This window comes from Zemynaea arenosa, from assembly GCF_004614185.1.
Lineage (GTDB): Bacteria > Pseudomonadota > Gammaproteobacteria > Burkholderiales > Burkholderiaceae_D > Telluria > Telluria arenosa.
Window position 1 is genome coordinate 1 of the sequence record NZ_SPVF01000014.1, and the last position, 11,306, is coordinate 11,306.

9 protein-coding genes are annotated in these 11,306 nt (G+C 65.8%); 7 read left to right on the forward strand and 2 right to left on the reverse strand.

The window, feature by feature from the left end:
• Positions 1-1,315 (forward strand): chemotaxis protein CheA (locus tag E4L96_RS01125; RefSeq protein ID WP_135205403.1); only part of this gene is annotated, 1,315 nt, incomplete at its 5' end.
• Positions 1,316-1,398: 83 nt separating this feature from the next.
• Here the strand turns inward: E4L96_RS01125 and E4L96_RS01130 are convergent.
• A complete protein-coding gene (locus E4L96_RS01130; RefSeq protein WP_370660716.1) occupies positions 1,399-2,403 on the reverse strand; it encodes a sulfate ABC transporter substrate-binding protein in 1,005 nt (334 codons plus the stop codon).
• A 150-nt stretch (positions 2,404-2,553) separates the two neighbouring features.
• A complete protein-coding gene (locus E4L96_RS01135; protein ID WP_135205404.1) occupies positions 2,554-4,338 on the reverse strand; it encodes a S8 family peptidase in 1,785 nt (594 codons plus the stop codon).
• A 274-nt stretch (positions 4,339-4,612) separates the two neighbouring features.
• Here E4L96_RS01135 and leuC point away from each other — a divergent pair, with 274 nt between their 5' ends.
• The 6 genes from leuC to E4L96_RS01165 all read left to right on the forward strand — a co-directional run.
• Positions 4,613-6,016 (forward strand): 3-isopropylmalate dehydratase large subunit, encoded by a 1,404-nt coding sequence (leuC, locus tag E4L96_RS01140; protein ID WP_135205405.1) that lies wholly within the window; start codon positions 4,613-4,615, stop codon positions 6,014-6,016.
• A gap of 46 nt (positions 6,017-6,062) precedes the next feature.
• Positions 6,063-6,185, forward strand: a complete 123-nt coding sequence (locus tag E4L96_RS01145; protein ID WP_135205406.1) for an entericidin A/B family lipoprotein — start codon at positions 6,063-6,065, stop codon at positions 6,183-6,185.
• Positions 6,186-6,833, forward strand: coding sequence for a 3-isopropylmalate dehydratase small subunit (gene leuD / locus E4L96_RS01150; RefSeq protein ID WP_135205407.1), 648 nt, complete (start codon positions 6,186-6,188; stop codon positions 6,831-6,833).
• A 10-nt stretch (positions 6,834-6,843) separates the two neighbouring features.
• Positions 6,844-7,914, forward strand: a complete 1,071-nt coding sequence (gene leuB, locus E4L96_RS01155) for a 3-isopropylmalate dehydrogenase (RefSeq protein ID WP_135205408.1) — start codon at positions 6,844-6,846, stop codon at positions 7,912-7,914.
• Positions 7,915-7,952: 38 nt separating this feature from the next.
• Positions 7,953-9,077 (forward strand): aspartate-semialdehyde dehydrogenase, encoded by a 1,125-nt coding sequence (asd, locus tag E4L96_RS01160; RefSeq protein ID WP_135205409.1) that lies wholly within the window; start codon positions 7,953-7,955, stop codon positions 9,075-9,077.
• A gap of 275 nt (positions 9,078-9,352) precedes the next feature.
• Positions 9,353-11,306: type IV pilus assembly protein FimV (locus E4L96_RS01165; protein ID WP_229414170.1), on the forward strand; the 1,954-nt coding region annotated here is incomplete at its 3' end.

Sequence of the window (11,306 nt, forward strand, 5' to 3'; positions counted from 1 at the left end):
CGCCCCGGCCGCAGCCGCCGAGCCGGTCGTCACCCCGGGCGAGATCGCCAAGGCCAAGGGCACCTGGGACGGCGTGGACCGCCGCGAACAGGCCGCCGAAGCGCGCACCCACGCCGCCCCGGCCAAGGAAGATTCGATCCGTATCGATGCCGTCAAGCTGGACGCGCTGCTGGAGGTCGCCGGAGAATCCGTGCAGGCCGCCAACCAGGCCGCCGTGCTGATGGAAAAGCTCCAGCAATTCAAGTTCGAAGGCCCCGCCGCCGGACTGATGTCGACCCTGGTCGAAACGCTGGAACGCGCCTCGCGCTACTCCGCCGAACTGCAGCGCGCCACCCTGGCGACCCGCATGCAGCCAGTCGGCCGCCTGTTCCAGAAATTCCCGCGCCTGGTGCGCGAGCTGGCCAAGGATCTCGGCAAGGATGTCGAGCTGACCATCGAAGGCGCCGAGACGGAAGTCGACCGCGTGGTGGTGGACAGCCTGTACGACCCGCTGGTGCACATGCTGCGCAACGCGCTGGACCACGGCGTCGAGTCGCCGCAGGACCGCGTCAATTCCGGCAAGCCCGCCAAGGCCTACATCCAGCTGAAGGCATGGCAGGAAGCGAACAGCGTCATGATCGTGCTGCAGGACGATGGCCGCGGCATGGACCCGGTCAAGCTGCGCAAGAAGGCGATGGAGAAGGGCCTGATCGGCGCCAACGGCGCCCCGACCGACGACGAAGCCTACCAGCTGGTGTTCCTGCCGGGCTTCTCGACCAAGGAAGTGGCGTCGTCCGTGTCCGGCCGCGGCGTCGGCATGGACGTGGTGAAGACGGCGGTGGAAAAGAACCGTGGAGCGATCCACATCGACTCGCGCCTCGGTTCCGGCACCAAGTTCTCGATCCGCCTGCCAATCGAACTGTCGATCGTGCCGACCATGCTGGTCTCCACCTCGGGTGCGCAGCTTGCGCTGCCGATGGCGGTGGTCGAGCGCGTGGTCGAGCTGCCGGAGGAGTTCGAATGCGTCGGCGGGGCGCCGGTGCTGCGCGACCAGGGCCGCCCGCTGCCGGTGCGTTCGCTGGCCGCCGCGCTGTCCTACGACGACTGCTCCGAGCGCGTGGGCATTGTCATCAACGCGCCCAGCCCGTACATCCTGTCGGTCAGCGCCGTCGATGGCACCGCGGACCTGGTGATCAAGCCGATGACGGCGCTGTCGGTGGAAGGCATCACCGGCACCGCGCGTTCGGCCGAGGGTGAGCTGGTGCTGGTGGTCGGCCTGTCGTTCCTGATGGGCGGCTGCCGCAGCGCGGTGCGCGCGCAGGAACTGGCCGCGTAAGGGTCTGCGCTTCAACGCAAAACGGGTCGCTCGCGCGACCCGTTTTGGTTTTGGCGGATGCGGGCCGCGGCCCGCGCGCTGCCTTACTTCTTCTGGTAGATCCTGTCGAACTCCCCGCCGTCGTCGAAGTGCACCTTCTGCACCGTCTTCCAGTCCCCGAACACCTCCTCCAGCGTGAACAGCTTGATCGGCTTGAAGTTGGCACCGTACTTCTTGAAGGCCGCCTCGGAGCGCGGACGCAGGAAGTGCCTGGCCGCGATCTCCTGCCCCGGCTCGCTGAACAGGAAGTTCAGGTAGGCCGTTGCCTCCTTGCGCTGGTTCTTGCGATCGACCACCTTGTCCACCACGGCCACCGGCGCATCGGCCACGATCGAGATGGACGGATACACCACGTCGAACTTGTCGCCGAATTCCTGGCGCGCCAGGTTCACTTCGTTCTCGAACGTCACCAGCACATCGCCGATATCGCGCTGCGCGAAGGTGGTGGTGGCGCCGCGGCCACCGGCATCGAGCACCGGCACGTTCGCGAACAGCTTGGTCACGAATTCGCGCGCCTGCGCCGGCGTGCCACCCTTCTTGAGCACCGAGCCCCACGCCGCGAGATAGGTGTAGCGCCCATTGCCGGCGGTCTTCGGATTCGGGATCACCACCTGCACGCCGGGACGCGTCAGATCCGCCCAGTCGGCGATCTTCTTCGGATTGCCCTTGCGGACCAGGAACACCATGGTCGAATAGAACGGCGACGCGTGATGCGGGAACTTGGTGGCCCAGTCGGCCGCGATGATGCCCTTGGACGCAATCGCGTCGATGTCGCTGGACTGGTTCATCGTCACCACGGACGCTTCCAGCCCGTCGATGACGGCGCGCGCCTGCTTGCTGGAGCCGCCGTGCGACTGCTTGATCTCGACGGTCTGGCCGGTCTTCTTCTTGTAGTCCGCGATGAAGGCCGGGTTGACGTCCTTGAACAGCTCCCGCGCCACGTCGTACGAGACGTTGAGCAGGGTGGTCGTTTGCGCATGGGCGCTGGCCGCAGCCAGGGCGGCCGCCGCGACGAGCGTGCGGGTCAGGTTGGCGAGTGTCATGGTCATCCCGTATGTTGACGAAGCTGTATTGTCGGGCCATGCCGCCGAAAACTCATAAGACCGAATCGGCATATCCTTATGCGCACTGCGCGGCCAGGGAGCAGGGCGAAAAAAGGCGGCCCGCAGGCCGCCTTGGAGTCACTGAAGAGGACCGGCTTACCAGGTCAGCTTCAGCGTGTACTTGCCGTTCACCGAACCGGTGCCGCCGCTCTTGTAGCGCACGCGGATATAGCGCGGGCTGGTCTTGGCGTAGGTGTTGGTCAGCGAGACCGAGTCCACCAGGCCCGCGCCGTTCTGGCTCACCACCTTGGTCGAACCTGCGTCGTCGTAGCCGGTCAGGTCGAAGTCGTTGGTGGTACTGCCTTGCGTGAGGGTGGCGGTCAGCGTGCGGCCGGCCGGCACCTGGATCATGAAGTAGTCATTGTCGGTCGAGGCGGACAGGTTGCCCACCACGGTCACGCCGTTGGTGGTCACCGCATTCCACTGCGACAGCGAATTGTTCGGCTCCACTTCGTTCGTGGTCGGGCCGGACACGGTCGCGATCGACGCATTCACCGCTGCCGCCGCGTTGACGATACCCGCGCCGCAGCCCACGCACGAGGCCGGGAACGGACGCGCGGTCGACTTCAGCTTGGCCGCCACTTCGTCCGGCGTCAGGGCCGGATTCACGGACAGCATCAGCGCGACCACGCCCGCCACGTGCGGCGTGGCCATCGAGGTGCCGGCCATGTAGCCGTAGTTGTCCGCGCCCGGGCCACGGGTGCCCGCGTTCCAGGTCGACAGGATGTAGCCGCCGGTGTCGCCACCCGGTGCCGCCACCGTGACCACGTTGCCGTAGTTGGAGTAGGAGGCCTTGCCGCCGGAGCGGTTGGTCGCCGCCACGGTGATCACGCCCGCGCAGTTGGCCGGGTTGGAGTTGACCGCGTCCACGTTCGAGTTGCCCGCCGCGACCACCACCACGGTGCCGCGCGAACGCGCGCTGTTGATCGCGTTCTGGGTGGTGATGTCGCAGGCGCCACTGCCGCCCAGGGACAGGTTCAGCACCCGTGCCTTGTTGGGGTTTGCCGGCACGTTGGTCACGGTGCCGCCGGAGGCCCAGATCATGCCGTCGGCGATGTCCGAGGTGTAGCCGCCGCACTTGCCCAGCACGCGCACCGGCAGGATCCTGGCGTTGTAGGCCACGCCCGCGACGCCCACGCCATTGTTGGTCTTGGCGGCGATGGTCCCTGCCACGTGGGTGCCGTGCCAGCTCGAGTTATCGTCCGCCGCCGGAGAACCGGCCGAGCATTCGCCCGCCAGCGTGTAGTCGCCCGGGTCGGAGGCGTCGCTGTCGCGCGCCGTGCCGTCGTTGGCGATCTTGGTGCTGGTGATGAAGTCATAACCCGGCAGGATCTGGCCTGCCAGGTCCGCGTGCGGACGGTAGCCGGTGTCGATCACCGCCACCACCACGCCGGCGCCGGTCGACTTGTCCCAGGCTGCCGGCGCGTTGATGCCGCCGGTCGGTTCGAAATAGTGCCACTGCGAGGTGTAGTACGGGTCGGTGGGCGTGGACTGCTTGGTCATGATGCGGTCCGGCTCCGCGTATTCCACGGTATCGTCGCGCTGTTTCAGCTCGTCCGCCAGCGCCTTCACATCGGCCAGCGCCATGCGGCGGGAGAGCTGCATCACGTGCGCGCCGGTGGCGGTGGTGCGATGCTCCCGCAGCGTCACGCCGAAGTTCTGGCCCGCGCGGTCGATGATGGACTGGCGCAGGCCAATGGCCGGCACCACGGCCGCGCCCTTCATGGCGGGGACCGCGTCCTTGTACTTCACGATCAGGCGGTCGGTGTCGAGGATCCGGACCGTATGGCCCTGGCCCTCGGACTGCTGCACGCCCGCGTGGACCGTGCCGGTGAACGCTGCTGCCGCGCACAACGCGAGCACGAATTTCGATTGCTTCATGGGACTCCGTGGGAAGAACTAACGATGAGAACTCTCAAGAATAGAGGCTTGAGCCCGCTATTGCGATGGAGGTTCAATAACCCACGGCATCAATAATTGTAAGCGTTCGTAACGATGATAATTCGGTCAACTGATGCAAATATGATACGGCTGCCGAACGATGAACGGAAAAAGCGTATCAAAACTAATTTATGTTTAAAAATGGGGCAGCCGCTGCCGCAGTGCACAAATATGGCATAATCAAATTCACCTTCCGCTGTCCGCCTCACCAAAAATGATCAAGACGCTCTACGACAAACTCTGGGATTCCCATGTAGTCCGCACCGAAGCCGACGGCACCGCGCTGTTGTATATCGACCGCCACCTGGTCCACGAAGTGACCAGCCCCCAGGCGTTCGACGGGCTACGGGCGGCGGGTCGCCAGCCGTGGCGCATCTCGGCCAACCTCGCGGTGGCGGACCACAACGTGCCAACCACGGACCGCTCGCACGGCATCGCCGACCCGGTCTCGCGTACCCAGGTCGAGACGCTTGATAAAAACGCCAAGGCGTACGGGCTCACCTACTTCAACATGAACGACAAGCGCCAGGGCATCGTCCACGTGATCGGCCCGGAGCAGGGCGCCACGCTGCCCGGCATGACGGTGGTCTGCGGCGACTCGCACACCTCCACCCACGGCGCGTTCGGCGCGCTGGCGCACGGCATCGGCACCTCGGAAGTGGAGCATGTGCTGGCCACCCAATGCCTGATCGCCAAGAAGTCCAAGTCCATGCTGGTGCAGGTCGACGGCCCGCTGCCGCTGGGCGTGACGGCCAAGGACATCGTGCTGGCCGTGATCGGCCGCATCGGCACCGCGGGCGGCACCGGCTACGCCATCGAATTCGGCGGCTCGACCATCCGCGCGCTGTCGATGGAAGGCCGCATGACGGTCTGTAACATGGCCATCGAAGCGGGCGCCCGCGCGGGCATGGTGGCGGTGGACGACATCACCATCAACTACATCAAGGGCCGCCCCTACGCGCCCGCGGGCCCGCACTGGGAGCGCGCGGTCGAGTACTGGCGCACGCTGCACAGCGACCAGGGCGCGCAGTTCGACATGGTGGTCCAGCTCAACGCCGCCGACATCAAGCCGCAGGTCACCTGGGGTACGTCCCCTGAGATGGTGACCTCCGTCGACGGCCGCGTGCCCGATCCGGACCTTGAGAAGGACACCGTGCGCCGCGAGGCCATGGAGAAGGCCCTGCAGTACATGGCCCTCACGCCCAACATGCCGATCGAAGACATCCGCATCGACAAGGTGTTCATCGGCTCCTGCACCAATTCACGCATCGAAGACCTGCGCGCCGCCGCGGCTGTGGTGCGCGGCAGGCAGCGCGCCTCCAACGTCAAGCTGGCGCTGGTGGTGCCGGGTTCCGGCCTGGTGAAAGAACAGGCCGAGAAGGAAGGCCTGGACGTGATCTTCAAGGCCGCGGGCTTTGAATGGCGCGAGCCGGGCTGCTCGATGTGCCTGGCGATGAATGCGGACCGGCTGGAGCCGGGCGAGCGCTGCGCCTCCACCTCGAACCGCAACTTCGAGGGTCGGCAGGGGCAGGGTGGCCGCACTCATCTCGTGTCGCCGGCCATGGCGGCAGCGGCAGGCATCGCCGGGCATTTCGTCGATGTCCGCGCCATGCGCTAAGTTTCAAGCTAAACAATATAAATAATTCACACCGGAGTCCTGAAAGATGAAGAAGTTCGCAGCCCTGACCCTGATCGCGCTCGCCCTGAGCGCTTGCAACACCATCGCCGGCGTCGGCAAGGATGTGCAAAAGGTCGGCCAGGCCGTTGAATCAGTCGGGAAAAAATAAATGGACAAGTTCACGGTCCTTGAGGGCCTGGTCGCCCCGCTCGACCGCCCCAACGTCGACACGGACGCCATCATCCCCAAGCAGTTCCTCAAGTCGATCCACCGCACCGGCTTCGGCCCCAACCTGTTCGACGAGTGGCGCTACCTGGACCACGGCGAACCGGGCATGGACAACAGCCGCCGGCCGCTGAACCCGGACTTCGTGCTGAACCAGCCGCGCTACCAGGGCGCCTCGATCCTCCTTACGCGCAAGAACTTCGGCTGCGGCTCCTCGCGCGAGCATGCGCCGTGGGCGCTGGAGCAGTACGGCTTCCGCGCCATCATCGCGCCGAGCTTCGCGGACATCTTCTTCAACAACTGCTTCAAGAACGGGCTGCTGCCGATCGTGCTGTCCGAGTCGCAGGTCGAGCACCTGTTCAATGAAGTGAAGGCCTTCCCCGGCTACCGGCTGGTGGTGGACCTGGAGCAGCAGGTGGTGCGTACGGCGAATGGGTCGCTGGCCTATGAGTTCCAGGTCGACGCCTTCCGCAAGTACTGCCTGCTCAACGGCCTCGATGACATTGGCCTCACCTTGCAGCACGCGGACCAGATCCGCGCCTTCGAAGAACGCCACCTGCACCAGCAGCCCTGGCTGGCCAACACCATCTAAAAATAGAACAATGAAGATCGCAATCCTCCCCGGCGACGGCATCGGCCCCGAAATCACCAAGCAGGCCGTCAACGTCCTGAACGCCCTCGGCGAACGGTTCGAGATGGAAGAAGCGCCCGTCGGTGGCGCCGGTTATGCCGCGCATGGCCACCCGCTACCGGAGGGGACGCTCAAGCTGGCCAAGGAGGCGGATGCGGTGCTGTTTGGTGCCGTGGGCGACTTCAAGTACGACACGCTGGAACGCGCGCTGCGCCCGGAGCAGGCGATTCTCGGGCTGCGGAAAGAGCTCGGCCTGTTCGGCAACCTGCGCCCGGCGATCCTCTACCCCGAGCTGGCCGGCGCCTCGACGCTGAAGCCGGAAGTGGTGTCGGGTCTCGACATCCTCATCGTGCGCGAACTTACCGGCGACATCTACTTCGGCAAGCCGCGCGGCGTGCGCGAATGCCCGGACGGCCCTTTCAAGGGCGAGCGCGAAGGCTTCGACACCATGCGCTACGCGGAGAGCGAGATCCGCCGCATCGCCCACGTGGCGTTCCAGGCGGCGCGCAAGCGCAGCAAGCGCGTGACCAGCGTGGACAAGGCCAATGTGCTGGAGACCTTCCAGTTCTGGCGCGACATCGTCACCGACGTGCACAAGGAATATGCGGACGTGGAGCTGGACCACATGTACGTCGATAACGCGGCGATGCAGCTGGTGCGCGCGCCCAAGAAGTTCGACGTGATCGTGACCGGGAACATGTTCGGCGACATCCTCTCCGATTGCGCTGCGATGCTGACCGGCTCCATTGGCATGCTGCCTTCGGCTTCGCTCGATGCCAACAACAAGGGCCTGCACGAGCCCTCGCACGGCTCCGCACCGGACATCGCGGGCAAGGGCATCGCGAATCCGCTGGCGACCATCCTGTCCGCGGCGATGATGCTGCGCTACTCGCTGGGCAAGGCCGAGCAGGCCGACCGCATCGAAAGCGCCGTCAAGACCGTGCTGGCCCAGGGTCTGCGCACTCCCGACATTTACGAACCAGGTACCAGCAAGGTTGGTACCGAAGACATGGGCGCGGCCGTCGTCGCCGCCCTTCGCTAAGCAAAGCTTTTTACACACCCCCCGCAAGGAAAAGGAAAATGAAACTCGTAGGCCTGGTAGGTTGGCGCGGTATGGTGGGTTCGGTCCTCATGCAACGCATGCAGGAAGAGGGCGATTTCGCCCACATCGAACCCGTGTTCTTCACGACGTCCAATCCGGGTGGCGACGCCCCCAAGATGGCGAAGAACGAAACCAAACTGAAATCGGCGACTGACATTACCGAGCTGTCGAAATGCGAGATCATTATTTCGTGCCAGGGCGGCGACTACACCACCGAGGTGTTCCCGCAGCTGCGCGCCGCGGGCTGGAACGGCTACTGGATCGATGCCGCCTCCACCCTGCGCATGACGGACGACGCGGTGATCGTGCTGGACCCGGTCAACCTGCACGTCATCAAGGACGCGCTGGGCAAAGGCGTCAAGAACTACATCGGTGGTAACTGCACCGTGTCCTGCATGCTGATGGGCCTTGGTGGCCTGTTCCAGCACAACCTGGTGGACTGGATGACCTCCATGACCTACCAGGCCGCATCGGGCGGTGGCGCGCAGCACATGCGCGAGCTGCTCACCCAGTTCGGCACCATCAACGCCGCCGTCAAGCCGCTGCTGGACAACCCGGCCTCCGCGATCCTCGAGATCGACCGCGGCGTGCTGGCGACCCAGCACGGCATGTCGGCTGACGAGACCAAGCAGTTCGGCGTGCCGCTGGCGGGGAACCTGATCCCGTGGATCGACAAGGACCTGGGCAACGGCCAGTCGAAGGAAGAATGGAAGGGCGGCGCCGAGACCAACAAGATCCTCGGCCGCGGCGACGGCTTTGCCGCTGCACCGATTCCGGTCGATGGCCTGTGCGTCCGCATCGGCGCGATGCGCTGCCACTCGCAGGCGCTGACCATCAAGCTCACGAAGGACGTGCCGATGGACGAGATCGAGGACATCATCGCCTCCAACAACCAGTGGGTGAAGTACGTGCCGAACACGCGCGAAGCGTCGATGCACGACCTGACCCCGGCCGCCGTCACCGGCTCGCTGACGATCCCGGTGGGCCGCGTGCGCAAGCTGTCGATGGGCCCCGAGTACATCTCCGCCTTCACCGTCGGCGACCAGCTGCTGTGGGGCGCCGCCGAACCCCTGCGCCGCATGCTGCGCATCCTGCTGGACTGATAGCGGCCGCTTTTAGCGGACTCGACAGAACGGGAGCTGCGGCTCCCGTTTTCTTTGGGCATGCCATTCCAGCAATTGAAATGACGAACAGATACTAAAGTCCCCTTCAATTCGCACGTTAAAGCTTCAAACCGGTCTCAGAACGTGCAAACGGCCCGCCAAAGCTTGCGTGCCATAGAGCATGATGATATGTTGAGACGATCAAATTCACTCTGCTCGCCCCTACCATGCAAGTACAAAAACGTTCCGGTTTCGTGTCGTTTGCGATGAAGGCAATGACCGCGGCTGTCGCCAGCGCGCTGCTTGCCAGCTCCGCCTACGCCGCCGGACTCGGCAAGTTGACCGTGCTGTCCGCCCTTGGCCAGCCGCTGCGCGCCGAAATCGAGCTGACCGCCGTCTCGCAGGAAGAAGCCCAGGGCCTGGTCGCCAAGCTGGCCTCCGCCGATGCCTTCCGCCTCGCGAACATCGAATTCAATCCGGCCCTGATGTCACTGCGCTTCGATATCGAGCAGCGCAACGGCCGCCAGTTCATCCGCATCAGCTCCGCCCAGCCGCTCAACGAACCGTTCGTCGACATGCTGCTGGAACTGAACTGGAACGGCGGCCGCCTGGTGCGTGAATACACCTTCCTGCTCGACCCGGCCGAACTGCGCACCACCCAGTCCGCGCAAGTCGCGCCGACCGAGGCCCGCCCGGCCACCCAGCGCCTGGCCACCACGCCCGCGCCAGTCGCCGCGCGCGAAGCCGCGCCGCGCCAGGCTCCCGCCACCAATCCCGCGCCTGAGCAGGCCGCGGGCAAGGCAGGCACCATCGACGAATATCGCGTCAAGCGCGGCGACACGCTGGGCAAGATCGCCTCGCAGGTCAAGCCGACCGACGTCTCGCTGGACATGATGCTGGTGGCCCTGTACCGCGCCAATCCGGACGCCTTCATCGGCCAGAACATGAACCGCCTGAAGTCCGGCACCATCCTCGCGATCCCCGATGCGGACAGCATCAAGGGCACCGGCGAGGGCGAGGCCCACAGCGTGGTGGTCGCGCATGCCGCCGACTTCAACGCCTACCGCAACAAGCTGGCCGGCCAGGTCGCCGCGTCCGAGCCGACCCACGCACCGGAACCGTCGCAGTCCGCCTCCGGCAAGATCACCGCGCGGGTGCAGGAAAAGCCGACCGCCGCCAACGAAGCGAACGACCAGCTGAAGCTCTCGCGCGCCAACCCGAACGCCTCCGCGGCCTCGGGCAAGGCCACCGCCACCGCCGAAGACCGCATCGCCAAGGAACAGGCGATCAACGATGCGCAGTCGCGCGTCAAGGAACTGGAAAAGAACGTCAGCGATCTCGAAAAGCTGATGGAAGTGAAGAACAAGGCAGCCGCCAACGCCGCCAGCGAGCATGGCGCCTCGGCGCCCGCGCCGGCGGCATCGGCTCCGTCCGTCCAGCCCGTGGCGCCGAAGCCCGCTGCCACGCCGAAGAAACCGGCCGTGGTCCGGGCGCCCGTCACGCCCGCACCGTCCCTCATGGACACGGTGATGAACAACGCCACCTACATCGGCGGCGCCCTGATCGCGCTGCTGCTGGGCGCCTATGCCGTGATGGCCCGCCGCCGCAAGACCATCGAGTCGGCCAGCAAGGTGCCGTCCGAGCCGAGCATCCTGGGCGCGCCGAGCGAGCAGGCGCATTCCCTGTTCGCCGAAACGGGAGGCCAGAGCGTCGACACCAACAACAGCGTGTTCAACTCCAGCTTCGCCCCGTCCGCGAGCCAGCTCGATACCAACGAGGTGGACCCGGTGGCGGAAGCGGACGTCTACATCGCCTATGGCCGCGATGCCCAGGCCGAGGAGATCCTGAAGGAAGCGCTGCGCACCCATCCCGAGCGCATGCCGGTGCGCCTCAAGCTCCTGGAAATCTACGCCGCCCGCAAGGACCAGCGCGCGTTTGAAACCCAGGCCACCGAAATCTATAGCCTGACCAAGGGCGAGGGCGACGAGTGGGCGCAGGCCGCGGCTCTCGGCCTGTCCATCGATCCTCTGAATCCGCTGTACGCCGGCGCCGGTGCCGCTGGCGCCGTGGCCGCGCAGTCGGAGGCCGAGCGTGACCAGCAGGCCATCCTGGCGCAGGAACTGGAAAGCGCCATCGCCGACGACGAAGCGCTGGACCTGTCGTCCCAGTTTGCCGCCGCCGTGGCCGAACCGGCGCCCGCGCCGGCGCCCGCGCCCGCACCGGCGGCGC